Below are 25,890 nucleotides of genomic sequence, written 5' to 3' on the forward strand. Positions count from 1 at the left end.
CTAGAATGCGCCGATGCGCGATGATCTCTCCCTTTTGCTGAATTCCCTCAACGATGCCCAACGCCAGGCCGTAGCAGCCCCCGTTGGCCGTCAGTTGGTCCTGGCCGGTGCTGGCTCCGGTAAAACCCGAGTGCTGGTGCACCGTATCGCCTGGTTGATCCAGGTCGAGAACGCGTCGCCGCATTCCATCCTGTCGGTGACCTTCACCAACAAGGCCGCTGCCGAGATGCGCCACCGCATCGAGCAGTTGATGGGCATCAGCCCGGCCGGAATGTGGGTCGGCACCTTCCACGGCCTGGCGCACCGCTTGCTGCGGGCCCACTGGCAGGAGGCGGGCCTGGCCCAGACCTTCCAGATTCTCGACAGCGATGACCAGCAACGCCTGGTCAAGCGGGTGATCCGCGAGCTGGGCCTGGATGAACAACGCTGGCCGGTGCGTCAGGCCCAATGGTTTATCAACGGCCAGAAAGACGAAGGCCTGCGCCCGCAACATATCCAGGCCAGTGGCGACTTGTTCCTGGCCACCATGCGCAGCATTTATGAAGCCTATGAAGTGGCCTGCCAGCGTGCCGGCGTCATCGACTTCTCCGAACTGCTGCTGCGGGCCCTCGACCTGTGGCGCGACAACCCCGGCTTGCTGGCCCACTACCAGAAGCGCTTCCGGCACATCCTGGTGGACGAGTTCCAGGACACCAACGCCGTGCAGTACGCCTGGTTGCGCCTGCTGGCCAAGGGCGGCGACAGCCTGATGGTGGTGGGCGACGACGATCAGTCGATCTACGGCTGGCGCGGCGCGAAAATCGAGAACATCTACCAGTATTCCGACGACTTCCCAGACGCCGAGACCATTCGCCTGGAGCAGAACTATCGCTCCACCGCCGGGATCCTCAAGGCCGCCAACGCCTTGATCGCCAATAACACCGGGCGCCTGGGCAAGGAATTGTGGACCGACGGCGGCGAAGGCGAGGCAATCAACCTGTACGCGGCCTTCAACGAGCACGACGAAGCGCGCTACGTGGTGGAAACCATTGAAAGCGCCCTGAAAACCGGGCTGGCCCGCAGTGATATCGCCATTCTGTACCGCTCCAACGCCCAGTCACGGGTACTCGAAGAGGCCTTGCTGCGCGAGCGCATTCCGTACCGCATCTACGGCGGCCAGCGCTTCTTCGAGCGCGCAGAAATCAAGAACGCCATGGCCTACCTGCGTTTGCTGGAAGGTCGCGGCAACGATGCCGCGCTGGAGCGGGTGATCAACGTACCGGCACGGGGCATCGGCGAGAAAACCGTCGAGGCGATCCGCGAACATGCGCGTCACAGCGATGTGTCGATGTGGGAGGCCATGCGTCTGCTGATCGCCAATAAAGGCCTGACCGGCCGCGCTGCCGGAGCGTTGGGTGGGTTTGTCGAGTTGATCGACAGCCTCGCCGCCAAATGCCTGGAAATGCCGCTGCACCTGATGACCCAGACCGTGATCGAACAATCCGGCCTGATCGCTTATCACGAGGCGGAAAAGGGTGAGAAAGGCCAGGCTCGGGTAGAAAACCTTGAGGAACTGGTCAGCGCCGCCCGCGCGTTCGAGAACAGCGAGGAAGATGCCGACCTGTCGCCACTGGCGGCGTTCCTCGGCCACGCCTCCCTGGAAGCCGGCGATACCCAGGCCGATGAGCACGAAGACAGCGTGCAACTGATGACGCTGCACAGTGCCAAGGGCCTGGAATTCCCCTACGTGTTCCTGGTGGGCATGGAAGAAGGCCTGTTCCCGCACAAGATGAGCCTGGAAGAGCCCGGCCGCCTTGAAGAAGAACGCCGCCTGGCCTACGTGGGTATCACTCGGGCGATGCAGAACCTGGTGATGACCTACGCCGAGACACGACGCCTGTATGGCAGCGAGACCTACAACAAGGTGTCGCGTTTCGTACGGGAAGTGCCCAAAGGGCTGATTCAGGAAGTGCGCTTGTCCAATAGCGTCAGCCGGCCGTTTGGTGGCGGTCAGCAGCAGAACTCCAGCAACATGTTTGCCGGCTCGGAAATTCCCGAGACCCCGTTCAGCCTTGGCCAGCAGGTCCGGCATGCGATCTTTGGCGAAGGGGTGATCCTCAACTTCGAAGGCGCCGGAGCCCAGGCCAGGGTGCAGGTGAACTTCGCCGAAGGCAGCAAGTGGCTGATGATGGGTTACGCCAAGCTCGAAGCGGTCTGACTGAGCGTTCCCACGCTCTGCGTGGGAACGATCGGGCGCTCTGCCTCGGTGAGATGGGTCGCCTTGCCCTTGTTTTTAACCAGTACGGGCCAATATCTGTAATTAGTCCTACAGACCATTCGCAAAGGTCTTACGCAAAAGCCCGAAACATTATGCCGCTAGCCACTGCCTCTGCACCTGTGCAACATGGCGCGCGTGCAATCCACAAATGGGAATTCCCTTTATGAAACGTTTTCTTAGCATCGCCATGGCGTTGTGCATCGGCCTGACGATGAGCCTCGACGCCAACGCCAAACGCTTCGGTGGCGGTAAAAGCTCCGGCGCAGCACCGAGCCACCAGACCAGCCAAATGGCCCCAGCCGCTGGCGGCATGGGCGGAGCGGCTGCCACCGCAGGTGCAGCCGGTGCAGCCGGTGCCGCTGGCGCTGCTGCCAAGGCCGGCGGTGCTTCGCGCTGGTTGGGCCCTCTGGCCGGTATCGCTGCCGGTGGCCTGCTCGCTTCCATGTTCATGGGCGGCGGCTTCCAGGGCATGCAGATCTTCGACATCCTGATCATGGCGGTCATCGCTTTTGTGATCTTCCGCTTCATCGCCGCCCGTCGCCGCAAGCAGCAGGAGCACCTGGCTCCAGCCGGCGCGCCGATGCAGCGTGAAGTGTTCGAGCAAAAGCCTGCCATGGGTTCGATCTTCGGCGGCTCGGCAGCACCTGCTGCCGCTCGTCCGGTGATCAACGCGCCAGCCTGGTTCAACGAAGAGCGTTTCGTCGAAGCGGCCCGCAACCACTTCCAGTCCCTGCAGCAACACTGGGACGCCAACGAAATGGACAAGATCGCCGAGTTCGTGACCCCGCAACTGCTGGAGTTCCTCAAGCGCGAACGTGCCGAACTGGGCGACGGCTTCCAGTCGACCTACATCGACGACCTGCGCGTGCAGTTGGAAGGTGTGGATGATCGCGCCGACAAGACCATCGCTACCCTGACCTTCAGCGGTACGTCGAAGACTTCGCGCTTCGACCAGGGCGAAGTGTTCAGCGAAAGCTGGAACATGGAACGTCCACAGGGCGAAAACCAGCCTTGGCTGGTAGCCGGTATCCGCCAGAACGGCTGATCCACAAAGGCCTACAGCCTGCTGTAAGAAACACCCCGGTCTTGTGCAGCGCTTTAAGAAGCCTGCACAGCCGGGGTGTTTTTTTGCCTGTGGAAAAGTCAGCATGGGGTTTTGCTGGATTAATGAGAACGACTCTCATTATACTCGCCCTCCCCGGTTCTGCCCGAGCATAGGAAAGTGCCGCCGTGCTGGAAAAACTGTTCACTCAACATGCACCCGCGTTGCATCGGTATCTGTTGCGCAAAAAGTGCTCCCCAAGCCTGGCTTCGGACCTGGTACAGGACACTTTCCTGCGCATCGCCCAGTTGGAGAGCCTGGAGCGCGTGCTGTGCGCGCCGTCCTATCTGTTTCGGGTAGCGCACAACCTGATGATCGACCATCACCGCCGCTATGGTGAAAAGCGCTACGACAACGACCCCAGCGCCTTCTTCGCCACCCTGGTAGACGAAACCAGTTGCCCTGAAGAACAGGCCCTCGGCGCGTTGGAACTGGAGCACCTGGAAAGCCTGCTGCAACGCATGCCGCCGCGTACCCGCGATGTGTTCATGCTGTGCCGGGTGGAAGGCATGACGCACAAAGAGACCGCGCGCTATTTACGGATATCCACAAGCTCTGTACAAAAACACATGGCAATGGCCCTGGCCAGGATTGGCCGGGCGCTTGAGCCGGACCAAGAGGGCTGAGCCTTGTGTACGACAAAGAGCCAAAAGGTAAATAGACCGAACCGTGAACGCCTCCCCACAGACTATCGACCCGGTAGAGCGCAAAGCTGCCGACTGGGTGATGCGCCATCGCCAAGGACAGCTTTCGGCACGTGAACTCGAGGCGTTTCAGCGCTGGTTGGCCGCCGACCCTTTGCACGCCGCCGCCGCCGAGCGCGCCAATCGTGCTTGGCTGGCCACCGCGCAGCTCAAGCAACGTCCCGGCTATGTAAAACCCCAACGCCCGCCGCGCTCTGCCTGGCTGCGCATGCCGGTGGTCGGCGGCAGCGCCGTGGCGGCGCTGGCGTTGGGCTGCTGGATGCTGCTGGCACCACCTTTCTGGGTCCAGGCCCTGAACAGCGACTATCACACCGGGTTTGGCGAAGTGCGCCAGATCACCCTGGCCGACGGCAGCCAGGTGCAACTGGGCAGCCACAGCATCCTGAGCCTGGCCTACGACGACCAGACCCGTCGGGTGCGCCTGAGCCAGGGCGAGGCGGTCTTCACCCCTGCGCCAATGAATGAACAGGAGCGGCGGCCCTTCACCGTACAAGCGCCCGGGGCCGATATCACCGCGCGAGGCACGCGTTACCTGGTCGGTGTCGGCAAGGATCGCGAAGGCTGGGTGGGGGTGCTGCAGCATCGGGTCGAGGTCAACCTGACCCAGCACGGGCGCGATGAAGCCGCAGGTTCCGCGCTGCTGGAGCAGGGCAACAGCCTGCACTTCAGCCCCGGAACGGGCCTGGTGCCGCTGAACACCAGCCCCGAGGAACTGGCCAGTTGGCAGGAAGGCCGGCTGGTATTCCAACGCGAATCCCTGGCCGACGCCGCCGCCCGCATCAACCGTTACCGACCGGGGCTGGTGCTGGTCAAGGGCGAGGCCCTGCGCAACGTGCGGGTCAGTGCGGTAATGCGCCTGGATAACCTCGACGCCGCGCTTGAACACCTGGTGGCGCAAGTCCACGGGCGCATGTTCGAGCTGCCAGGACTGACACTGATCTACTGAGCCGCCTCGCACGGCGTCAATTTCAAAAAAATATAAATAACAATATTTATAGATCATAACGATCTATCGCGTTTTTGCAGCTGGGCCGTTTCTACTACATGTGAATAAATCTTATTTACTTTAGTGAGGCCGGTTTTGCAGACGCAAGAGAACAACAAAAAACGCCAGGCAACAAAACGCACCCGACTGAGCCTGGGGATTGCGTCGGCCGCCATTGCGCTGGTCGCCAATGCCGCCATCATCAGCCCGGTGCTGGCAGCGCCAAGCGCAAACCACGCCCCGGCCACTGACGTGCACAACTTCGACGTGCCCGCCCTGGCGCTGGATCAAGCCTTGGTCCTGCTGGCGCGCCAGGCCGGTGTCGAGTTGTACCTGGGCAGCAACGACTTCACCAACAGCTACGGCAACCCGGTCAAGGGACGCCTGTCCCTGGACACCGCGCTGCAAACGCTGCTGGCCAATCAAGGGGTCAGCTATAGCCTCACCGGCTCAGCCGAACGCCCGATCATCCAGGTGCAATCGGCACCGAACTCGGCGGGTATCCAGGCCGGCGACTTGCACCCGACCTACGTCATGGGGATGGAAGGCAAGCAGTCCCGGGACGAAAAGGGCTACAACGATATCTACGATCAGGACATCTCCTCGGTGTATGCCGGCAAGGAGCAGATCGAACGCTACAAAGGCGCAGCCCCCGCCGATATGTTCAAGGGCATGCTCAACGTGTACAGCGGCGACTCGCGCAACAGCGGCGCACTGGACCCAAACATCCGCGGCATCCAGGGCCCCGGCCGCGTGCCTGTGACCATCGACGGCACCGAGCAGGCAATCACCGCTTATCGCGGCTACATGGGCGCCAACAACCGCAACTACATCGACCCCAACCTGATCGGCAGCATCAAGGTGCTCAAGGGCCCGAACCTGGAGCGTAACGTCTACAGCGGCATTGGCGGCGCAGTGGTGGCCAGCACTCTAAACGTCGACGATGTGCTCAAGCAGGACCAGGAATATGGTGGCGAACTTAAAATCGAAGGCAGCAATAACTCGGTGTCACCCAAACTGCCGACGCTGATGACCGGGCAAATGCCCAGCCCCGGTTATGAATATTCACCCATCAGGGGCTATTACGATCACTCGCTGTACAAACACCCGCGCACCAGCAGCAGTAACAAACTGCTGTCCAGCGATGACTCCGCCTACCGCCTGGCACTGGCCACGCGCCAGGAAAAATTCGAACTGCTGGCAGCCTACGCCTTCCGTGAAAAAGGCAACCACTACGCGGGCAAGAACAAGAGCGGCTTCTATTCCAGCGGGAAGAAAGTCAACGGCGAGTTTGACTACATTCCCAACCTCGCCACTATCTACAAACCGGGCGATGAAGTGCCCAACACCTCCAGCAAGATGGAGTCCTGGCTGGGCAAGGCCAAACTCAAGATTGATGAAAACCAGTCCCTGGAATTCGGCTATCGCGACACCGATGCGCTGTACGGCGAGATCCTGCCATCACGGATCTCGTTCTTTAAACCCGGCACGACTTACGACGCCGCCACCAACGGCGTGCCGCAATGGCCGTTGAGCCATGTACAAAGCAAAGCCTACAACCTGGAATACAACCTCAAGCCCGAAGGTAACCCGTGGGTGGATTTCTATTCCAACCTGTGGATGACCAACACCCGCAGCGATACCTACAGCAGCGGTGGCGTCCCCAATCAAACCACCATTGCCGACCCGGTGTACCGCAATACCGCCCTGGCCAACGCCAAGCACGATCGTATCGGCCTGACCGCAAGCAATAAGTTGAAGTTGCTCGACAGCCTCGACCTGACCCTGGGTGGTAGTTATCAGCATGAAAAGTTGGGATCGAACGACAACTATTACGACCCTATCATCAGCGACACGTTGCGCATGTACCCTCGGGCCGGGCGCCGCGAGGAACAGGAGTACAACTTCAAATTCGACTGGCGGCCCGTAAGCTTTGCCAAGTTTGAGGCGGGGATGCGTTATTCGTCTTATTGGGCATTTGATGATTACTTGAAAAGTGCCCAGGACAAGAGTGGGATAACAACACAATTTGAAGATACCGGGCGTCGGGTGGATTACACCACGCGAAAGACGCTGACCGACTCTGAGTTGCAAGCCGACATCGATCGACAAATTGCAAGCAACAAAGTTTTCTGGGATATGTTTGATACCCCGGAGTCGGAGCGTCAGGAGCTAATTGACGTAATCAAACAACAAACGCCACGTGTGCAAGACACTCAGCACAGGGCGGATTGGGCGAGTGACGGAAAAGGTCGTTATTCACGCTATAACAATCCATGTATCAATGGATTGAGTGCAGGCGAAAATATTATTTCCTGCAGCTCTTCCGGAAACGGCAAGGGCTACGAAAAAGATATCAAAGCCAAACACCAGAAAGACAGTGGCTGGACACCTTCGCTTTCTGCAACCTTCTATACCTCGGAAAATGGCCGGGTCTACCTGCGCTACAGCGAGGCCATCCGTTACCCAAGCATGTTTGAAAGCACCATGGGCTTTTCCTCATCGGTCAACCCCTGGGGGCTTGAGCCAGAACATGCGCATAACTACGAAGCCGCCTACATCCATAACCTGGCCGGCTGGGGTGGCAGTGAAAGCGCCGACATCAAGCTTAGCTATTACTACAACACGACCAAAAACGTGATCGAACGCGACCCACAACTGCGCTTCAGTAACCTTGAGAAGCAAGTCACTTCCGGCGTGGAGTTCCAGGGCCGCTACGATAACGGACGGTTTTTCACCGACATGAGTATCGGCCACGTCCTGAAAAACAGAGTCTGCGATGAAAACTCGGCTGTCTCCGTCAGCACCGACGGCAGCACCCCCAACTGCGTGGAAGACGGTTTTGTAGGCGGATACCTGGTGAGCATGGCAATGCCGGAGTGGACTGCCAACCTCGGGTTAGGTGCGCGCTTCCTTGATCGCAAACTGGAAGTGGGCGGACGGGCTATTTATTACCGCCAACATGAAAACAAGTTCTATGACAACTACCCCAACAGCGCCATGGTCAGTTATTACCTGAATACGCCCATGTCATGGGACAAGATCATCACTTATGACGCCTACGTTAACTATAAATTGACCGATGACGCATCCATCGAGTTAACCGGCACCAACTTGAGCAACCTTTATTACATCGACCCACTCACGCGTTCGGCCATGCCCGCACCCGGTCGAACGTTGAAACTCGCTTTCACCACTACTTTTTAACTTGGGAGGTACTGCATGGGAGGCTAAAGAAGAAATTGGCAAACGCTTGACGTGTTGACTTAATTTAAATCACTCAATGGATGATGAAATGAAATCTTTCAACTACACAGTATTGGCAGTGGCACTTCTGGGTCTGGCTGGCGTTGCTCAAGCAGCCACTTCTTCTGGTCAAAGTTACGATGGCACGATCGTCGTCGACGGCTCCAGTGGTTCAGGCTCAACTAACCACCCAGGTTCCGCAGGCCAGCCAGCCATTGGCGTTAACGCTTTTTACAACGGCACGAAAGTCGCTTTCAGCGGTTTGAAAGGTATGGCTGCCACCGATGCCAATGGTGTCTCCACCATTACCACCGCGATGATGCCACCCTCTCACTCCACACTGGGCAACTTTGACTTCAAGCAAGTCGCCAACCAGCAAGTGTACTACGGAGAATGGTCGCAGACCGGCGCCAACAATGATCCAACCCGCGTCGTGTACTACTCCGGCGACACCGCTGGCCGTGTACTGCCAACAGCCAACGTGACCTACGCGGTACAGGGCATCAACAACTACTCCGGGGCGAACGTGCTGTCTGGCGACCTGACCGCCTCGTTCGGCAACGCTACACCAACCTTGACCGGCTCGCTGAGCAACAGCGCGCTTAAAGTTCAAGTCACCGCGGCCATCGACACCGCCACCGCAGGCTTCGCCGGTACTGCCCAGGCGCGTAATACCGCAACCAACGCACTGCTTTCGTCCGGCACCTCACAAGGCAGCTTCTTCGGCGCAGGCGCCACCGCGTCGCTGGCGGGTATCGCCAAGTTCACCGACCGCAACTACGACACCGCCTTCGGTGGTGTCGCCAAGTAATCGCACGTTGAACCTGTTGTAGCACCACCCAAGCAAGTGCCTGCCCCCAGGCACTTGCTTTTGGCGTTTTGAAGCGATCCCGAGAGCCCGGTAATGCCCCAGCCCTATTGCATGCGATCCCTCACGCTCCACGCTTTACCCTTTTCCCTACTGCTGTGCATGACCCCGGCGGTATTTGCCGCCGACCAGGACACCAGCCTGCGCCTGAACCAGACCATCGAGTACCGCGCCAATCAGCAAGAGCGCGAGTTGCTCAAGGATGAACTGCCCAGCGACGGCGCCCCGCCGCTGTTGAATATCGATGGGCAAACCTACCGCGTCGGCAACAACCTCGATGAACTGGGCCGCGCGGTGTACCTGTCCATCGAGCGCCAGCAATGGCCGCAAGCCAGGGATTACCTCAAGCGCTACACCGCCCTGCCCGGCCACGACCCGATGCTCACCGCCTATGCCAACGGCGGCCTGGCCCGCGCCGATGGCAACCTTGAACAAGCAGAAAGCTACTACCGCCAGCTGCTGGCGTTGCAGGGCGACTTCCTGCCGGGGCGCCTGGAGCTGGCGCGGGTATTGTTCGAGAACCGCAAGGATGGCGAATCCAACGCCGCGTTCCGGCAGATCAGCAGCAGCCTCAGCCCAGCGGACGCCCAAGCCATGGGCGTGGGCAAGACCGTCGACAGTTTTATCCAGGCCCTGGACCACCGTGAAGACTGGCAAGGCTCCCTGGCTATCGGCCCGACCTGGGGCTACAACCTCAACCAGTCCCCGGAAAGCGAGGTGACTTATCGCTACGTCACCCCCGACGAAACCATCTACGTCAAACGCTCACTGCCCAAGGCCGTGTCTGCCCACGGCGCGGACTACGAGGCCACGCTCAACAAGCGCGTGGCCATCAGCGGCCACCACGGGGTGTTCATGCGCTCGCTGCTCTATGGCCAGGCCTATGAAAAACAGAGCAAGTACAACGAAGGCACCCTCATCAATAACGCTGGCTACAGCTACCACGACGCCAAAAACCAGTACGCCCTCGGGCCGTCGTTTGAATTCAATACGATTGGTGACAACGCCATGTACAGCGCCTGGGGGCTGCGCGGCGAATTGATTCATACACTGTCGGCCACCCGCATGTTCAAGCTGGAAGGCGAATACAAGGACATGGCCTACAAACACCAGATCAATAGCAACCTCGACGGCGGCATCAGTTCGGTCTACGCCACCCTGTGGCAGGCCCTGCCCCAACGGTGGACGCTGTTCGGCGGCGTAGACCTGACCGAACGTAATACCCAGGACCGCACGGCGGCCTACCTGCAAAAGGGCGTGCGGCTGGGGGTGGCGAAGGATTTCGAAGTGGGCGTCAGCGCCGTGCTGTTCGCCTCGTACCGCAAGCGCCAATACGATGCCTACAGCGCTATCGTCGATGATCGACGCAATGAGAAAGAACAAGGCTACACCTTTATCCTGCGTGCCCCACGCCTGGCGGTGCTGGATGCGGTGCCCAGTCTGACGGTCAAGTACAACAAGGTCGTCAGCAATGTCGACTGGCTTTATTCCTACGACAAAAACAGCATCAGCCTAAAGCTGGAAAAGCAGTTTTAACCGACAACACCGGGTTTTCTATTTCGCGGTTGCACTTATAGCGAGCTACTGTATAAAACGCCCCTATAAACCGCGCCATCTAGCATGAGGATCCCGGCCGTGGAAGAAGTTATCGAACAATTGCGTGAAGCCAACGAACCGGTACCGGTTCCTCTGGAACTGCCCGACGAAGACCAGTTGGTGGAAGTCGAGGAACAGCTGTTTATCAACATCCCGTTTGTGTTCAAGGAATTCCTGCTGACCGTCAGCGATGTGGTGTATGGCAGCCTGGAGCCGGTGACCATCACCGACCCCCAGTCCCACACTTACCTGCCGGAAGTCGCCGCCAATGCCTGGGATATCGGCGTGCCTCGCGAACTGATCCCGATTTGCCAGGATGGCGACGACTACTATTGCGTCGAAGAAGACGGCACGGTGGTGTTGTGGTCCGGCGAAGAAGAACTGGTAACCGAAGAGTCCTGGGAGTCGGTGTGGCACTGGGCGCGGGACGTCTGGCTGGAAAGCTGATGCCTTTGTAGGCGCCGGCCGGCCGGCGCCTACGGTGGATCGCTCAGTTGAGGGTGGTGGTCAGTGCTCCGGCGTGTCCTTGTGATTGTCCAGGGTCTCCAGCAAAGCCACTTGCATACGTGTATGGATGCGGATGAACCAACGCCAGAGCACGGCGGCCACCGCAGCCGTGACCACGGCAATCAACACCAGCAACTTGTTGGTCGGCAAAATACTGGCCGACAAGGCTGCCAACAGCAGGAAGATCACCAGTAGCGAGAGAATCGGGATCAGTTCGGCAATCACCCGCCGCACGCGCTGGGTATGGCGCCCGGCCATTTCCGGCTTCACGCTCATCTCCGCCAGCAACATCGACAGCGCCTTGAGCTTGCGATATGCGGCAATCAGAAACGGCAGCGACAGCAACAACGCCCCGCCCCAGATCAATGCCTTCTGCCAACTCGGATCACTGATCCAACCTTCCAGATACCCACCAATGCGCGCGGCAAAAAAGCTGCCGGTGAAGAAGATCGCCACCACCAGCGCCAGGTTCACCCCCACCTGCAGGATGATCTTGCGGATCATCGACGCCAGCATCGCGCCTTCGCCCTGGGGCGAAATACTGCGCAACCATTCGCCATACATGCCAAACACCCGGCTCAGGCGTTGGGGCATCACCGCCGCGATCTTCAAGGACAATGGGTCGGCGCCACGAATCAGGTAGGGCGTGAGCAACGTCGTGATGGCGGAAACGGCCACCGCCACCGGGTAGAGAAAGTCGCTGGTCACCTGCAAGGTCATCCCCAGCGCCGCAATGATGAAAGAAAATTCGCCAATTTGTGACAGGCCCATACCCACCCGCAACGAAGTGCGGCCGTCATTGCCGGCGATAAACGCGCCAAGGCCACAGGACAGCATCTTGCCCAGCACCACGGCCACGGTGATCACTGCAATCGGCCAGGCGTATTGCAGCAGGATCTGCGGGTCGATCATCAAGCCAATGGCAACAAAGAAGATTGCGCTAAACATGTCGCGAACCGGTTCGATCAGGCGCTCGATTTTCAGCAACTGCCGGGATTCGGCCATGATCGCACCGATCAGGAAGGCGCCCAGCACCATGCTGTATTCGAGCTTGACCACCAGCAGGCAGAAGCCGAAACACAGGCCCAGGACGGTGATCAGCAGCATCTCGTTGCTTTCGAACTTGGCCACGTAGGCCAGCAGCCGTGGCACCAGCAAAATGCCGATCACCAGGGCCACGATCATGAACAGCGAGAGCTTGCCGACCGTGGAAAACACCTCGCCGGAACTGACCGTACCGCTGACGGCGATGCTCGACAGCAAGGCAATGATGCCGATACCCAGGATGTCTTCGACAATCAGCACGCCAAAGATCAGCTGGGCGAAGCGCTGGTTTTTCATCTTCAGGTCGTTGAGCGCCTTGACGATGATGGTGGTCGAGGAAATCGCCAGGATCGCGCCGAGGAACAGCGAGTCCATGGTGTTCCAGTCGAACCATTGGCCAATTTCATAGCCAATCCAGATCATCAGGATGATTTCAAGGAAGGCGGCGATAAACGCCGTGGCGCCCACCTTGAACAGCTTGCGCAGGCTGAACTCCAGGCCCAGGCAGAACATCAGGAAGATCACCCCCAGCTCGGCCAGGGTCTTGATAGTGTCTTCGTCGTGGATCAGGCCGAATGGCGGGGTGTGCGGGCCAATGATGAAGCCGGCGACGATATACCCCAGGACGACCGGCTGCTTGAGGCGATGAAACAGGATAGTCACCACCCCTGCCACCAGCATGATCACGGCCAAATCCTGGATAAAGCTGATGGCGTGCATGGCGAGGGGCTCCTTGAGGGTACTGGCGCTGTCCCGGTTTCCACGCGGCCGCTACAACGGCGCGCAATGTGCGGAAGGAGAAGTCTGCCTTAATCGTAAGAAATGCCCTTGAAATGGGCTTTTCAAGGGTAACACCACGACTTCCGGCAGAAAGCCGGTGCAATATATGGAAACAGATCGCCTTGGGCGTGACGGCAAGGCCCGTCCCGGCGTCCCGTAAGGGATGACGCCGCAATGATTCCAGCATCCGCAGAGGTGCCCCCCCAACCAATGCCTACAACCGTGAGTGTGCTATGGAACCCGGAAACGCCCAGCTGTCGATGACGGTATTGATGACCCCTGACATGGCCAACTTCTCAGGCAATGTCCACGGTGGCACCCTGCTCAAGTACCTCGACGAAGTGGCCTACGCCTGCGCCAGCCGTTATGCCGGCCGCTACGTAGTCACGCTGTCGGTGGACCAGGTGATTTTTCGCGAGCCGATCCATGTCGGCGAGTTGGTGACGTTCCTGGCTTCGGTCAACTACACCGGCAACACCTCGATGGAAGTAGGGATCAAGGTCGTCACCGAGAACATCCGCGAGCGCTCGGTGCGCCATACCAACAGTTGCTTCTTCACCATGGTTGCCGTCGATGACGACCGCAAGCCGGCCGCCGTGCCCGCATTGCAGCCGCAGAACAGTGAAGACAAGCGCCGGTTTATCCAGGGCAAGCAGCGCCGGCAGATTCGCCAGGAGCTGGAGAAGCGCTACCAGGAAATCAAGGCCGACGTGTAACCCCAATCAAAATGTGGGAGCGGGCTTGCTCGCTCCCACATTGGGTTGGTGGTGTCAGAGGCTGATCGGCGTGGCTTCAAAGCGCACGCGCGGATGGGCGATGCGGTCCTGGGCCCGCACCAATTCCAACTCGTAGCTGGCGCACGCCTGGGTTTCCAGCAGCACTTCATGCACAGCCGCCGCCGTAAATTCGAAGGCAGCCAGCAGGCTGTCACCCAGTAACACCCGCGCCAGGAACAGGCCCGACGTCAAGTCGCCCACCCCCACCGGCTGGCGCGGAAACGCCAGCAATGGCCGACGCAGGTGCCAACTGCCTTCTGCCGTCACCAGCAGCATCTCGAAACCGTCCGCCAGCTTGCCCGGGTAATCCAGGTGCTTGACCAGCACCGCCTTGGGCCCACGCGCCAGCAGGGCCCGCGCCATGCCCAGGCAGTCGAACAGCGACTGCGGTTTACGCCCGCAAAAGCTGTCCAGCTCCAATTGGTTGGGGCACAGGAAGTCAGCCATGGCCACGGCTTCGTCGAGCAAGAAATCACTGACTTCCTGGGGCACGATGCAGCCTTTTTCCGGATGCCCCATCACCGGGTCGCACAGGTACAGGGCCTTGGGGTTGATGGCCTTGATCCGCGCCACACCGGTCAGGATCGCCCGGCCCTGGGCGGCGCTGCCCAAGTAACCGGACAACACCGCATCGCAGTTGCCCAGCTCGCCAATCGCCGCGATCCCCTCCACCAACGCAGGAATTTGCTGGGGCGCCAACACTTCTCCCGCCCACTGGCCATACTGGGTATGGTTGGAGAACTGCACAGTGTTCAGCGGCCAGACATTCACCCCCACCCGCTGCATGGGAAACACGGCGGCGCTGTTGCCGGCATGGCCGAAGACCACATGGGACTGGATCGCAAGCAGATGAGGCGTACGTTTCATGCAGGAAACTTCCGTAAAACCGTTAAATTCTGGCCGCGCAGTATGCGACTAAAAGCAGCCTGTACGACAGACCGGAGACGCAGTTAAGCTGGCCTTACTTTGTTGGAGCAAATCGCATGCTGACCCTGGGAAATATCTTTGTGCTGATGCTACTGGCGGCGGCTGCCGCCTGGGTGTGGCACAACCACGGCCTGCGCGAGCGCGCGCTGGAGAGGGTCAAACAGCATTGCGCCAAGCTCGACATCGAACTGCTCGACGGCGCCGTGGCCTTGAAACGCATCGGTTTCGTCAAGGACGCCAGCGGGCGCCGGCGTTTGGCACGGGTCTACAATTTTGAGTTCACGGTGACCGGCGAAGCCCGCCATCCCGGCACCATCACCCAATTTGGGGCCCACAGCGCGCAAATCGAACTGGCGCCCTACCCGTTTGAAATAAAGACGCCGCCGCCCAGCGCCGAAGTGATTGAACTGAGCCAGTGGCGCCAGGAGCACGGCAAGAGCCGTCACTGACGGCAAGCGGCCAGGGCTTTTTGCAGTTTTGCCACATCCTGCTCTTCGCCAAAGATCAGCTCGATACGCGAGTCCCGACGCCATTCGCTGGGCTGCCAGGTGAGTGTGGTGTTATCCACAGCGTTGGCCGAGACCCAGCCGTCGGCGCTATGGATAACCAATTTGGCGCGACGCCACTCCAGGTTCTGCAACCATTGGCACAGCCGCGTGGGGTCGAACTGCTGGCTTGGGTGCCAGCGCCAACCGATGCTCCAGCCGCCGGCCTGCGCCTGATGCAGGCAAATCGGCACGCACGGATCGCTCCAGATTGCCGGGATTTGCGCCAGCCCCTGGGGCACTTGAAAGTTATCCACAGCCGCCCCGGCCTGTGCGCCAAACCCCGGTAGCCGAACCAATGGCAGCTGCGCTTGCCGCGCCCAATAAATCTCGCAGGCCGGCAGGGTCCTTTCGATTGCGCTACGTTGCGCAGCGTCCAATCCTTCAGCCTTGTTCAGCAGCAGCAACCCGGCACTGGCCAATGCTTCGCGTTGCGCGTCGGGCAACGGTCTGCCCGCCGCCAGTGCCTGGGCGTCGAGCACCAGCACACAAGGCTGGACAGCGAGCACGGTCTGCCAGGGCGCCTGGCGCAACTGCGCCAGCAATTGCGCCGGGTGCCCCAACCCCGAGGGCTCGATAAACAGCCGGTGCGGCTTGGCCTTACGCAGTAGGCGGCCTAGCCCTACCTGGAACGGCGCACCATTCACACAGCACAAACAGCCACCGGCCACTTCGCCGATGGCAATGCCGTCGTCATCCAGGGTCAGCAGCGCAGCATCCAGGCCAATCTGCCCGAACTCATTGATCAACACCGCCCATCGCTCATTGGCCGGGCGCTGGCTGAACAGGTGCTTGATCAAGCTGGTCTTGCCAGCACCCAAGGGGCCGGCAATCACATGCGTGGGAATATTCTGCAGCATCGTGGACATTATTCAGGCCGTGTAGAGACGCTTGATCCTACCCGGTTATGCCAGCCAATCCAGCGTCAGAATCAGCCGCCGTTCGTTGGCGGCCAGGGCCGGCGAGCGATGAATCAGGCCATGGCCCTCATTGCCGCGCCACTTTTCGCCCTTGAGCAGGGCGACTTCGCCACAGTGGATCTGTTCGATGCGCTCGGTGGGCTCCGCGTCCGCCTGACTCAATTGACTTCGGTCCATCACCCCTTCGCGCAGCCACTGGCTGCCGATACCGGCATAGGTGGTAATCAAACGCACAGGCACGTGATCGACGTGAAAGCGCGGGCACATGGCCTTGTCCAGTAGCCTCAGCCGCACGCCAATGCGCTTGGCGCCCAGCAGGCAGGCAAAAGCGCTGATCAGCCAGGCAACATCGGCGATAAAGCCTTCGTAGCCCTCAAGGTCACGACAGCCTGCGGCCAGCCCCTGCAAGTCGGGTTCGGCGTCTTCGCTGTCCAGCTCCACCACCAGCGACTCCGCCAGCGGCTCGCCCAGCGAGACCAGCAACGCGCCAAACTCGGCGATGTGCAGCGGCAACTGGCGCTGCCACAGCGCCAGGTTGACGCCGTTATCCAGGATGTCGGCGAGGGCCAACGGGGTTTCCCCACGGGTCTGGCGAATCACCGGGCGCAGTTGAATCACAGGTGCCAGCATCAGGCGGCTGCCTCCTCGTACCAAGGGCCAAAAGGATCGACCAGCAGGTGCCAACCTTCAGCGCCCAAGGCCATTTCATCGTCGGTCAGCAGGCATGCGTCCAACTCGGCGCGCAGGCGCACGAAGTCGATGTTCTGCCCGATAAACACCAGTTCCTGGCGGCAATCCCCGGTGCTCGGCTGCCAGTTGCCCATGATCGCCGCGACACTTTCCTGATCCTCGGGCCATTGACTCTTGGGCACAAAGCGCCACCAGCGGCCGGCAAAACCATGGCGCATCAGGCCGCCGGCCTGGGACCAACTACCGGCATCGCGGTGCTTGCTGGCCAGCCAGAAAAACCCCTTGGAGCGCAGTAGCTTGCCGTTGCTCCACGGGCGGTCGATAAAGTCGAAAAAGCGTTGGGGATGGAATGGCCGGCGCGCCCGGTAGGCCGTGGAGGCGATGCCATATTCCTCAGTCTCCGGCACATGCTCGCCGCGTAGTTCCTGCAACCAGCCCGGTGCCTGGGCCGCGCGCTCAAAGTCAAAACGCCCGGTGTTGAGGATCTCGGCCAGCGGCACCTCGCCCATGACCATGGGAATGATGCGCGCCTGGGCATTCAGGCGCTCCAGGATCGCCACCAGCTCTTCACGTTCGTGGCGACTGATCAGGTCGATCTTGCTGACCAGGATGACGTCGGCGAACTCGATCTGTTCGATCAACAGGTCAGTGATGGAGCGCTCATCGTCCTCGCCCAGGGTTTCGCCCCGTGACGCCAGACTTTCGGCGGCTTGGTAGTCGAGCAGGAAGTTCATGCCGTCGACCACGGTGACCATGGTGTCCAAACGTGCAATGTCAGCCAGGCTCTGGCCGTTTTCATCGCGAAAGGTAAACGTTTCCGCCACCGGCAGCGGCTCGGAAATGCCGGTGGATTCGATCAGCAGGTAATCGAACCGGCCCTCCCTGGCGAGCTTTCCTACCTCGACCAGCAAGTCTTCACGCAGGGTGCAGCAGATACAGCCGTTGCTCATCTCCACCAGTTTTTCTTCGGCGCGATTGAGGCTGACGTCGCGCTGGACTGCGGCGCCATCAATGTTGATTTCGCTCATGTCGTTGACGATCACCGCCACCCGCAGGTTTTCGCGGTTGCGCAGGACGTAATTGAGCAGCGTGCTTTTACCGGCGCCGAGAAATCCGGACAGCACGGTAACGGGTAGACGGTCGGTCATCGGGTGTTCCTCATCAGGGTGGCCGGTCAAATCGCCCGTTGATGGCGTTCGCGCAGCTCTTCACGTTCTTTGGCTTCAATACACAGGGTGGCCGTGGGCCGCAGCAACAGGCGCTTGAGGCCAATCGGCTCGCCCGTCTCGCGGCACCAGCCGTATTCACCACGGGCGAGGTGCTCCAAGGCTTCGTCGATCTTGTCCAGCAGCTTCTTTTCTCGCTCCAGCAGGCGCAGTTGCCACTGGCGCTGTTCTTCGGCGCTGCCCACATCGGCGGGGTCGCTGTTGGGCTCCTGCTCGCGCAGCACGATGAATTCGGCTTCGATGCGCGCTTGCAGGTCATAGCGCTGGGCCAACAACAGCTCGCGGAAAAAGGCTTGCTGGGCCTCATTCATGTAATCAGCGGGCGGCTGGGCAAGCAGGTCTTGTTCAGTCATCGGGACGATTCACGGGTCAGGCTGTGCATTGATGTTATATTATAACAATACAAATAAGCCAACGCCCTCTTGCTCGACACGACGAAGGGCGTAATCCTTGATTCTCTCCAGGCCCCGAGAAGCGCGATGAAATACCTGATATGCAGCGTGTTGCTACTGGTGGCGACCCAGGCCAGCGCCCAAATGCCCGGCACGCTGGCCACTTGCACTCGCAGCGCCACCCTGCTGGCCTGCGTCGATGCCCAAGGCAATGCCTACAGTGTCGCGACCGCAGGCAACACCACGTATCTGCGCGGGTTCGAGGTGATCGGCAAGCGCTATTGGGCACAGACCAACAGCCGCTATGGCCAATTGACGTTCTTTACCGGGCTGGCTTCCGACGGCGAGGCGTGGGTGGGCTACACCCGGCGTGTGGGCTGGACCACGATCAACCGGTTCTCCAGTTCCGGAGGCTCCAGCGCCAAGTTCACCTGCAGCCGTATCAGCGGGTGCTAGGGCGGTCGTAGAAAAATCATCGTAGATCTAATTGTTATACTATAACATGTCAGATTATTTCCAACGATGGACCTGCTCATGAATGCGCTGACTCTGCCGGATATCGCCGCGCAGGCTTCTCGCCAAGCCTTGCCTCTCGACTGGGTGGGCATGTGCGGCATTGCCCTTCCTATCCTGATCGACGGCCAGCGCTTGAGTGCCAAGGCCGATGCCGGCGTGAGCCTGGATGACGGCGAGGCGCGAGGCATTCATATGTCGCGCCTGTACCTGGCGCTGGAGATGCTCGAGCAACAAGACCTGCAACCCGTGTTGCTGCGCCAGGTTTTACAGCGATTCCTTGATAGCCATGAAGGGTTATCGAGCAGCGCCTACCTGCGGATTCACACCGACTTGCTGCTTAAACGCCCGGCATTGGTCAGCCCACTATCGGGCTGGAAGACTTATCCGGTGGCCATCGAAGCGCGTCTGGAAAAGCAGATGTTCCACGTGGAACTAAAAATTGACGTGACCTACTCGTCCACCTGCCCTTGCTCTGCGGCCCTCGCCAGGCAGTTGATTCAACAGCAATTTGTCGATGACTTCGGCAATAAGTCGTTGCAGCACGAAGATGTACTGGCCTGGCTCGGCAGTGCCAATGGCATCGTCGCCACGCCCCACAGCCAACGCAGCAGTGCGCTGTTGCAGGTCCAACTGCAACCCGGCGTACAAGCCTTGCCCCTGACCGACTTGATCGACCAGGCCGAAGCCGCCCTCGGCACCGCCGTCCAAACCGCCGTAAAGCGCGCCGATGAACAGGCGTTCGCCCTGGCCAACGGCCAGAACCTGATGTTCTGCGAAGACGCCGCGCGCCGTCTGAACCTGGCGCTAAAACGCTCGGATGCAGTGCAAGCCATTCACCTCAAAGTCATCCACGCCGAAAGCCTGCACGCCCATGACGCCGTAGCCGAAAGCCATTGGACGAGAACCGTCTCGGGCACCCCATGACGCTGACAATGCTCGACCTCGAAGCCGCCAGCGTGGGCAGTCGCTTTGCCCTGGCCCCGGTACTGAATGCCTTGCCGTGGAACCGCGACGGCCTGATCGCCGCCATCGCCCAGCAACACGGCAGCGGCGAGGTATTGATGCTGGCCTGGATGAATCGCCAGGCCCTCGAAGAAACCCTCGCCAGCGGCCAGGTCTGCTACTGGTCACGCTCACGCCAGCAGTTGTGGCGCAAAGGTGAACGCTCCGGCCACCGCCAGCAGTTGGTCGAAGCACGCCTGGATTGCGACGGCGATGCTGTGTTGCTGATCGTCGACCAACAGGGCCCGGCCTGTCACACCGGCCGCCCGAACTGTTTTTACAACGCTATCGAAGACAACCACGTGCATATCCTCACCGCGCCCCTCAAGGAACCTGCAGCATGATCCGCAAGAACCCTTCCGGCGATCTGCCGGTCATTGCCGAATCGGCCTACGTCGATAAAACCGCGATCATCTGCGGCAAGGTGATCATCGGCGAGAACGTATTTGTCGGCCCCTATGCGGTGATCCGCGCCGATGAAGTGGACGCCACCGGCGACATGGACCCGATCACCATCGGCGCCAATTCCAATATCCAGGACGGCGTGGTGATCCACTCCAAATCCGGTGCGGCGGTGACTATCGGCGAGTTCAGTTCCATCGCCCATCGCTCGATTGTCCACGGCCCCTGCACCGTCGGCGACCGGGTGTTCATCGGCTTCAACAGCGTGCTGTTCAACTGCGTGGTTGGCGACGGCTGCGTGGTGCGGCACAACTCGGTGGTGGATGGCCGCGACTTGCCCGCCGCCTTCTATGTGCCGTCCACCACGCGCATCGGTCCCAACACCGACCTGTCGCAGTTCCCGCCCGTGAGCGTCAGCGCCTCGGAGTTTTCTGAAGATGTGGCGCGTACCAATGTCGACCTGGTGCTTGGCTACAAAGCCCTGCAAAACGAGTTCTGAGCATGAGCCGCCTGCTGATCCGCAACGCCCGCCTGGTGAATGAGGGCCAGGAATTCGACGCCGACTTGCTGGTCGCCAACGGCCGTATCGAGAAAATCGCCAGCAGCATCCACGGGCAAACAGCCGCTATCGAGATTGACGCCCAAGGCCAATGGTTGCTGCCAGGCATGATCGACGACCAGGTGCACTTTCGCGAACCCGGCGCGCCGGACAAAGGCAGCTTCTACAGCGAGTCCCGCGCGGCGGTGGCAGGTGGCATCACCAGCTTCATGGACATGCCCAACACCCAACCGGCGACCCTGACCCTGGAAGCACTGGCCGACAAGAAACGCCGCGCGGCGCTGCACTCGGTGGCCAACTATGGCTTTCACTTTGGCGTCAGCAACGACAACCTCGACACCGTGGCTGCCCTTGATCCGCGGCAGGTCGCCGGGGTCAAAGTGTTTATGGGCGCCTCCACCGGCAATATGCTGGTGGATGATCCACGCGTCCTGGAGCGTTTATTTGCTGAGGTGCCGACCATTCTCCTCGCCCATTGCGAGCACACGCCGAGCATCCACGCCAACGAACAGCGGCTGCGCGATCGCTTCGGCGAGAAGATTCCTGCTGTAGCCCACCCGCTGATTCGCGACGCCGAAGCCTGCTATCGCTCGTCATCCCTGGCGGTGGAACTGGCGCGCCGCCATGGCACGCGCCTGCATGTGCTGCACCTGACCAGCGCGCGGGAATTGCCGCTGTTCGAAGACAAACCGCTGGCAGAAAAACGCATCACGGCAGAAGTGTGCGTGCATCACTTGCTGTTCGATGACCGCGACTATGCCCGCCTCGGCCACCAGATCAAATGCAACCCGGCGATCAAGACCCGGGCCGACCGCAATGCCCTGCGCCTGGCACTGCTGAGCAACCGGTTGGATGTGATTGGCACCGACCACGCCCCGCATACCTGGGCGCAAAAACAGCAGGCGTACCGTGAGGCACCGGCAGGATTGCCCCTGGTGCAACACGCGTTGCCTGCATTGCTGGAATTGGTGGCCGACGGCTTGTTGCCACTGACTACGCTGGTGGCAAAAACCAGTCATCGCGTCGCCGACCTGTTCGCCATTCCCCAGCGGGGTTATCTGCGCGAGGGCTACTGGGCCGACCTGGTGCTGATCAAACCCGAGCCCGAAGGCAAGCCCGTGAGCAGCCAACCGATCCTCGCCCGGTGCGGCTGGACGCCGTTTGCCGAACGCAGCTTTCGCCATAGCGTCAGCACTACCCTGGTGTCAGGCCATGTGGCCTGGCACCAGGGGCAGGTGGTGGACAGTTGCCAGGGGCTGCCCCTGCATTTTCTGCGCTAAACGCAGGGGCCGGCTTGCCGGCTCCTGCAGGGCGTGTGATCAGGCGCGGGGCTTGACCGTGCCGCAGTCGTTGCCCAGCCACTGCGCCTGGGTGTCGAGGCTGCCGTTCTGCTGCACGCCGGTGGCATTGAAGGTGCCGTTGACCGTGGTGGTAAATGCCTTCTGGCTCTGGAACGTGGCCACGCCAGTGCCCTGGGCTTTCGGGCAGCTGAAGCGGAATTTCCACTGGTTGCCGGTCTTGTCTGTCACCTCTTGCTTGCAACCCGATTGCGGGTCGGTCAGCGGGATGGAGTCGGAGGCCACCTGGGCCGGTGTCAGGCACACCTGCACGCCCTTGCCGGCCATGGTAATGCCTTGTTTTTCCAGCATGGCGCGCTGTTCCGGGGTCATCTGTTGTTTCAGCTGACCGAGGATCAACGACAAGTCCGGCAGGTTCTGGTTATCGACTTTCATGTTGCTGGTGGTCAATTCCCACAAGCCCGGCGCCAACATCTGCGCCTGCGCTGCCACCGGCAGCGTCAAACCAACAACCATGGCCAAACCAAGCAGACGAGCATTCATCGGGTAACTCCTGGGTAATTGTCGGCGTTAGACGTCGTAAAGTGGTCGGCGTTGCATGCTCAATAAAATAGCGACAATCGCCGCCGAACATGGTCTGTTACGCATTGGATTGTCAGGAGTAATGTTGTCCATGGATTTCTTCGGCCCGCACTTGCTTGGTTACTTCATCGCCACCCTGCATTTTCTCGGCTCGCTGGCCGCCCTGCACGCGGTGCTGACCGTACGTACCGCCCAAGGCTCGATTGCCTGGGCGCTGTCGCTGATGTTCATGCCGTACCTGACCCTGATCCCCTACCTGATCTTTGGCCGCAGCAGCTTCGATGCCTATATCCAGGCGCGCCGCCAGGCCAACCAGGAAATGCACAAGGCCATCACCGAGTTGAACTGGCGCCCCTGGGTCGAAGAAGCCCTGGCCGCACGCAACTCCCACGCCTACGCCTCCCTGCGCGCCATGCCCAAGCTGGGGCGCATGCCGTGCCTGGCCAATAACCAGGTGCGTTTGCTGGTCAATGGCGACGCCACCTTCAGCGCCATCTTCGACGCCATCCGCGCCGCCAAGACGGCTGTGCTGGTGCAGTTTTTCATCATTCATGACGACGAACTCGGCCGCCAGTTGCACAACCTGCTCAAGGCCAAGGCCGCCGAGGGCGTGGCCATCTACGTGCTGTATGACCGCATCGGTAGCCACTCCCTGCCCCACCGCTATGTGCAATCGCTGCGCGACGCCGGGGTGCAGATCAAGGCGTTTGCCACCCGCAGCGGCTGGCTCAATCGTTTCCAGGTAAATTTCCGCAACCACCGCAAGATCGTCGTGGTCGATGGCCTGAGCGGGTTTGTCGGTGGGCATAACGTCGGCGACGAATACATGGGCAAGAAACCGCCGCTGGCGCCCTGGCGCGACACCCATGTGCAAGTCAGCGGCCCGGTGGTGGCCTGCCTGCAGGAGTCGTTTGCCGAAGACTGGTTCTGGGCCGCGCGCGAACTGCCGCCGCTGATCCTGCCCGATACCTACGCCGACGACGGCGTGCTCTGCCAATTGCTGGCCAGCGGTCCGGCGGACCCCTATGAGACCTGCTCGCTGTTTTTCGTCGAAGCCATTCATGCGGCAACTGAGCGAGTGTGGATCACCAGCCCTTACTTCATCCCCGATGAGGCAGTATTCGCCGCGTTGCGCCTGGCGGTGTTGCGTGGCGTGGACGTACGCCTGCTGCTGCCGTCACGCCCCGACCACCGCATTGTCTACGCCGCATCCAGCCTGTACGCGATTGAAGCGGTGCGGGCCGGGGTTCGGGTATTCCGCTACAAGCCGGGTTTCCTGCATCAGAAAGTGGTGTTGGTAGACCGCGAAATCAGCGCCATCGGCAGTGCGAACCTGGACAACCGTTCGTTCCGCCTCAACTTTGAAGTGATGTTGCTGACGGTCGATAAAACCTTCGCCAGCGAAGTGGAACACATGCTGCTGGACGACTTCGCCCAGGCCCACGAAACCAGCCAGGAAGAAAGCCAACAGACCCGCCGCCTGCAGCAACTGGGCATGCGGGTGGCGCGGTTGATTTCCCCGATCCTATAGACCAACGCAGAACCAATGTGGGAGCGGGCTTGCTCGCGAAAGCAGTGGGTCAGTCAACATCAATATTTGCTGGGCCGACGTCTTCGCGGGCAAGCCCGCTCCCACATTTGATCTTCACTGCTTTGAGCATTGCGTTCGCTTAACTGATCGGCATTAGAGCAAGCCCGCTCCCACATTTAGTATTGCAGCGTAGCCAAGACCTCAGCGATAGAGATCTTCCCGCGTCCACGGCAACTCATGGCTGCCATCGGCATGGGGCTTGACCGCCAGGATCTGATGCAGGTTGATCCACCCGCGGGCAAACGCATACGCACATCCTGCCAGGTACAGGCGCCAGATACGCAGTGCCTGGGGCGGGACCATTTTCGCCGCCGCTTCCAGGTTGTCTTCCAGGCGTTCGCTCCAATGGTCCAGGGTGCGTGCGTAATGCAGGCGCAGGCTTTCCACGTCGACCACTTCCAGGCCGACTTCGCTGATCTCGGCGCTGATCATCACCAGGTGCGGCAGCTCGCCATTGGGGAATACGTAGCGCTCGATAAAGTCCCCCGCGCCACGTCCCACCGGGCGGCCATCGGTATGTTTGGCGGTGATGCCATGGTTGAGCACCAGGCCTCCTTCGCGCACGGCGCCGAACAGGGTCTGGCAGTACTGCGCCAGGTTGGCGTGGCCAACATGTTCGAACATGCCGACGCTGACCACTTTATCGAACCGCCCGTCCTGGGGCAGGTCGCGATAGTCGAGCAACGCCAGTTCCACTTGGTCTTCCAGGCCCTCGGCGAGCACGCGTTCCCTGGCCAATGCCAGTTGTTCCTTGCTCAGGGTGATGCCGAACACCTTGACCCCGAATTCGCGCGCCGCGTAACGCGCCAGCCCGCCCCAGCCGCAACCGACGTCCAGCAGATACTCCCCAGGCTGCAGGCGCAACTTGCGGCACAGGTGGCGGAATTTGTCTTGCTGGGCCTGGTCGAGGGATTCGCTGCCGGTCTCGAAGTAACCGCAGGAGTAGGCCATGTCACGGTCCAGCCAGAGCTGGTAGAACTCGTTCGACAGGTCGTAGTGGTAGGAAATCGCGGCGGCATCCGTAGCCTTGTCGTGGATCGAGCGCACCGGTCCGGCGTGCTCATCTTCATCCACCAGGGCGTGGCTCAGCTCATCACACACCCGGATCACATCGCTGATGGAGCCTTCCAGCTCCAGTTTGCCTTCGACGAAGGCAGCGCCCAGGGAATCGAGCGTAGGATGGGTCAGTTGCGTCACCATCACCGGGTCCTTGACCACGATCGTAACGCTGGGCTCCGGGCCCAGGTTGAACTCATGGCCATCCCAGAGTCGCAGACGCAGCGGTAGCTGAAGATTCCGTAAGGCCGGTGGAAGTTGCGCGAGCATGAGTAGTCCCCCCTGTTTCAGACGTCTGGAATGAGGGTAGACCATCCAC

At 60.5% G+C, this 25,890-nt stretch carries 24 protein-coding genes; 16 read left to right on the forward strand and 8 right to left on the reverse strand.

Annotated elements, in window-relative coordinates:
- Positions 1–13: 13 nt before the first annotated feature.
- The 8 genes from uvrD (at position 14) to HBO05_RS19915 (ending at position 11,205) form a co-directional block, all read left to right on the forward strand.
- Positions 14–2,197, forward strand: a complete 2,184-nt coding sequence (gene uvrD, locus HBO05_RS19880; protein WP_169954024.1) for a DNA helicase II — start codon at positions 14–16, stop codon at positions 2,195–2,197.
- A gap of 223 nt (positions 2,198–2,420) precedes the next feature.
- Entirely contained in the window at positions 2,421–3,302 is an 882-nt protein-coding gene (locus tag HBO05_RS19885; protein ID WP_172313804.1) for a Tim44 domain-containing protein, read from the forward strand.
- Positions 3,303–3,487: 185 nt separating this feature from the next.
- The gene (locus tag HBO05_RS19890) at positions 3,488–3,985 is read left to right on the forward strand and encodes an RNA polymerase sigma factor (RefSeq protein ID WP_169954026.1); all 498 of its coding nucleotides are present in this window, start codon (positions 3,488–3,490) and stop codon (positions 3,983–3,985) included.
- Between the two features lie 43 nt (positions 3,986–4,028).
- On the forward strand, positions 4,029–5,009 hold the full coding sequence (locus HBO05_RS19895; RefSeq protein ID WP_346343161.1) for a FecR domain-containing protein: 981 nt from the start codon (positions 4,029–4,031) through the stop codon (positions 5,007–5,009).
- A gap of 135 nt (positions 5,010–5,144) precedes the next feature.
- On the forward strand, positions 5,145–8,255 hold the full coding sequence (locus HBO05_RS19900) for a TonB-dependent receptor (RefSeq protein WP_172313806.1): 3,111 nt from the start codon (positions 5,145–5,147) through the stop codon (positions 8,253–8,255).
- Positions 8,256–8,565: 310 nt separating this feature from the next.
- Positions 8,566–9,105, forward strand: coding sequence for a Slam-dependent surface lipoprotein (locus HBO05_RS19905; protein ID WP_262381434.1), 540 nt, complete (start codon positions 8,566–8,568; stop codon positions 9,103–9,105).
- A 93-nt stretch (positions 9,106–9,198) separates the two neighbouring features.
- The gene (locus HBO05_RS19910; RefSeq protein ID WP_172313808.1) at positions 9,199–10,698 is read left to right on the forward strand and encodes a surface lipoprotein assembly modifier; all 1,500 of its coding nucleotides are present in this window, start codon (positions 9,199–9,201) and stop codon (positions 10,696–10,698) included.
- Positions 10,699–10,797: 99 nt separating this feature from the next.
- On the forward strand, positions 10,798–11,205 hold the full coding sequence (locus HBO05_RS19915; protein ID WP_029290059.1) for an SMI1/KNR4 family protein: 408 nt from the start codon (positions 10,798–10,800) through the stop codon (positions 11,203–11,205).
- A 60-nt stretch (positions 11,206–11,265) separates the two neighbouring features.
- On the opposite strand, the gene HBO05_RS19920 is transcribed toward HBO05_RS19915, so the two are convergent.
- On the reverse strand, positions 11,266–13,029 hold the full coding sequence (locus tag HBO05_RS19920; protein ID WP_169954030.1) for a cation:proton antiporter: 1,764 nt from the start codon (positions 13,027–13,029) through the stop codon (positions 11,266–11,268).
- A gap of 293 nt (positions 13,030–13,322) precedes the next feature.
- Between HBO05_RS19920 and HBO05_RS19925 the strand changes: the two genes are divergently transcribed.
- Positions 13,323–13,805, forward strand: coding sequence for an acyl-CoA thioesterase (locus HBO05_RS19925; RefSeq protein WP_029290061.1), 483 nt, complete (start codon positions 13,323–13,325; stop codon positions 13,803–13,805).
- Between the two features lie 54 nt (positions 13,806–13,859).
- On the opposite strand, the gene pdxY is transcribed toward HBO05_RS19925, so the two are convergent.
- A complete protein-coding gene (gene pdxY, locus HBO05_RS19930; protein ID WP_169954031.1) occupies positions 13,860–14,732 on the reverse strand; it encodes a pyridoxal kinase PdxY in 873 nt (290 codons plus the stop codon).
- Positions 14,733–14,848: 116 nt separating this feature from the next.
- Here pdxY and HBO05_RS19935 point away from each other — a divergent pair, with 116 nt between their 5' ends.
- Positions 14,849–15,241 (forward strand): DUF3301 domain-containing protein, encoded by a 393-nt coding sequence (locus tag HBO05_RS19935; protein ID WP_057961211.1) that lies wholly within the window; start codon positions 14,849–14,851, stop codon positions 15,239–15,241.
- Here HBO05_RS19935 and HBO05_RS19940 read toward each other — a convergent pair.
- The 4 genes from HBO05_RS19940 to dksA are packed head-to-tail and all read right to left on the reverse strand — an operon-like array spanning position 15,235 to position 18,526.
- Positions 15,235–16,197: a CobW family GTP-binding protein gene (locus HBO05_RS19940; RefSeq protein WP_172313901.1), complete on the reverse strand. Its 963-nt coding sequence runs from the start codon at positions 16,195–16,197 to the stop codon at positions 15,235–15,237. The genes HBO05_RS19935 and HBO05_RS19940 overlap by 7 nt on opposite strands.
- A gap of 45 nt (positions 16,198–16,242) precedes the next feature.
- Positions 16,243–16,887, reverse strand: coding sequence for a DUF1826 domain-containing protein (locus HBO05_RS19945; protein WP_172313810.1), 645 nt, complete (start codon positions 16,885–16,887; stop codon positions 16,243–16,245).
- A complete protein-coding gene (gene zigA / locus HBO05_RS19950; RefSeq protein ID WP_169954033.1) occupies positions 16,887–18,095 on the reverse strand; it encodes a zinc metallochaperone GTPase ZigA in 1,209 nt (402 codons plus the stop codon). The genes HBO05_RS19945 and zigA overlap by 1 nt, the downstream gene beginning before the upstream one ends.
- 26 nt (positions 18,096–18,121) lie before the next feature.
- Complete coding sequence (gene dksA, locus HBO05_RS19955) at positions 18,122–18,526, reverse strand: RNA polymerase-binding protein DksA (RefSeq protein ID WP_169954034.1); 405 nt, start codon at positions 18,524–18,526, stop codon at positions 18,122–18,124.
- A gap of 126 nt (positions 18,527–18,652) precedes the next feature.
- Between dksA and HBO05_RS19960 the strand changes: the two genes are divergently transcribed.
- The 5 genes from HBO05_RS19960 to HBO05_RS19980 all read left to right on the forward strand — a co-directional run bounded on the left by HBO05_RS19960 (position 18,653) and on the right by HBO05_RS19980 (position 22,324).
- Complete coding sequence (locus HBO05_RS19960; RefSeq protein WP_169954035.1) at positions 18,653–19,021, forward strand: glutamine synthetase; 369 nt, start codon at positions 18,653–18,655, stop codon at positions 19,019–19,021.
- 78 nt (positions 19,022–19,099) lie between these two features.
- Positions 19,100–20,005 (forward strand): GTP cyclohydrolase FolE2, encoded by a 906-nt coding sequence (folE2, locus tag HBO05_RS19965; protein WP_172313812.1) that lies wholly within the window; start codon positions 19,100–19,102, stop codon positions 20,003–20,005.
- Positions 20,002–20,427, forward strand: a complete 426-nt coding sequence (hisI, locus tag HBO05_RS19970; protein WP_172313814.1) for a phosphoribosyl-AMP cyclohydrolase — start codon at positions 20,002–20,004, stop codon at positions 20,425–20,427. The genes folE2 and hisI overlap by 4 nt, the downstream gene beginning before the upstream one ends.
- On the forward strand, positions 20,424–20,984 hold the full coding sequence (locus HBO05_RS19975; protein WP_170042025.1) for a DapH/DapD/GlmU-related protein: 561 nt from the start codon (positions 20,424–20,426) through the stop codon (positions 20,982–20,984). Before hisI ends, HBO05_RS19975 begins: the two co-directional genes overlap by 4 nt.
- A gap of 2 nt (positions 20,985–20,986) precedes the next feature.
- Entirely contained in the window at positions 20,987–22,324 is a 1,338-nt protein-coding gene (locus tag HBO05_RS19980; protein ID WP_172313816.1) for a dihydroorotase, read from the forward strand.
- 39 nt (positions 22,325–22,363) lie between these two features.
- Here HBO05_RS19980 and HBO05_RS19985 read toward each other — a convergent pair whose 3' ends face one another.
- Entirely contained in the window at positions 22,364–22,885 is a 522-nt protein-coding gene (locus HBO05_RS19985; RefSeq protein WP_169954040.1) for a DUF3617 domain-containing protein, read from the reverse strand.
- A gap of 130 nt (positions 22,886–23,015) precedes the next feature.
- Between HBO05_RS19985 and cls the strand changes: the two genes are divergently transcribed.
- Positions 23,016–24,455, forward strand: a complete 1,440-nt coding sequence (gene cls / locus HBO05_RS19990; protein WP_172313818.1) for a cardiolipin synthase — start codon at positions 23,016–23,018, stop codon at positions 24,453–24,455.
- A 201-nt stretch (positions 24,456–24,656) separates the two neighbouring features.
- Here the strand turns inward: cls and cfaB are convergent, their stop codons facing one another.
- Complete coding sequence (gene cfaB / locus HBO05_RS19995) at positions 24,657–25,841, reverse strand: C17 cyclopropane fatty acid synthase CfaB (RefSeq protein WP_170057501.1); 1,185 nt, start codon at positions 25,839–25,841, stop codon at positions 24,657–24,659.
- Positions 25,842–25,890 lie beyond the last annotated feature (49 nt).

Origin of the sequence: Pseudomonas sp. WS 5079 (genome assembly GCF_012985465.1) — a bacterium.
In the GTDB taxonomy this organism is placed as follows: Bacteria; Pseudomonadota; Gammaproteobacteria; order Pseudomonadales; family Pseudomonadaceae; genus Aquipseudomonas.

Bases quoted from the DNA above. Each gene is read 5' to 3' on its own strand.
- HBO05_RS19910 (WP_172313808.1), top strand. From the start codon at position 9,199: ATGCCCCAGCCCTATTGCATGCGATCCCTCACGCTCCACGCTTTACCC.
- pdxY (WP_169954031.1), bottom strand. From the start codon at position 14,732: ATGAAACGTACGCCTCATCTGCTTGCGATCCAGTCCCATGTGGTCTTC.
- HBO05_RS19980 (WP_172313816.1), top strand. From the start codon at position 20,987: ATGAGCCGCCTGCTGATCCGCAACGCCCGCCTGGTGAATGAGGGCCAG.
- HBO05_RS19985 (WP_169954040.1), bottom strand. From the start codon at position 22,885: ATGAATGCTCGTCTGCTTGGTTTGGCCATGGTTGTTGGTTTGACGCTG.
- dksA (WP_169954034.1), bottom strand. From the start codon at position 18,526: ATGACTGAACAAGACCTGCTTGCCCAGCCGCCCGCTGATTACATGAAT.
- HBO05_RS19935 (WP_057961211.1), top strand. From the start codon at position 14,849: ATGCTGACCCTGGGAAATATCTTTGTGCTGATGCTACTGGCGGCGGCT.
- HBO05_RS19920 (WP_169954030.1), bottom strand. From the start codon at position 13,029: ATGCACGCCATCAGCTTTATCCAGGATTTGGCCGTGATCATGCTGGTG.
- HBO05_RS19925 (WP_029290061.1), top strand. From the start codon at position 13,323: ATGGAACCCGGAAACGCCCAGCTGTCGATGACGGTATTGATGACCCCT.
- uvrD (WP_169954024.1), top strand. From the start codon at position 14: ATGCGCGATGATCTCTCCCTTTTGCTGAATTCCCTCAACGATGCCCAA.
- zigA (WP_169954033.1), bottom strand. From the start codon at position 18,095: ATGACCGACCGTCTACCCGTTACCGTGCTGTCCGGATTTCTCGGCGCC.
- HBO05_RS19905 (WP_262381434.1), top strand. From the start codon at position 8,566: ATGGCTGCCACCGATGCCAATGGTGTCTCCACCATTACCACCGCGATG.
- HBO05_RS19960 (WP_169954035.1), top strand. From the start codon at position 18,653: ATGAAATACCTGATATGCAGCGTGTTGCTACTGGTGGCGACCCAGGCC.
- HBO05_RS19945 (WP_172313810.1), bottom strand. From the start codon at position 16,887: ATGCTGGCACCTGTGATTCAACTGCGCCCGGTGATTCGCCAGACCCGT.
- HBO05_RS19940 (WP_172313901.1), bottom strand. From the start codon at position 16,197: ATGCTGCAGAATATTCCCACGCATGTGATTGCCGGCCCCTTGGGTGCT.
- cls (WP_172313818.1), top strand. From the start codon at position 23,016: ATGGATTTCTTCGGCCCGCACTTGCTTGGTTACTTCATCGCCACCCTG.
- cfaB (WP_170057501.1), bottom strand. From the start codon at position 25,841: ATGCTCGCGCAACTTCCACCGGCCTTACGGAATCTTCAGCTACCGCTG.
- hisI (WP_172313814.1), top strand. From the start codon at position 20,002: ATGACGCTGACAATGCTCGACCTCGAAGCCGCCAGCGTGGGCAGTCGC.
- HBO05_RS19885 (WP_172313804.1), top strand. From the start codon at position 2,421: ATGAAACGTTTTCTTAGCATCGCCATGGCGTTGTGCATCGGCCTGACG.
- folE2 (WP_172313812.1), top strand. From the start codon at position 19,100: ATGAATGCGCTGACTCTGCCGGATATCGCCGCGCAGGCTTCTCGCCAA.
- HBO05_RS19975 (WP_170042025.1), top strand. From the start codon at position 20,424: ATGATCCGCAAGAACCCTTCCGGCGATCTGCCGGTCATTGCCGAATCG.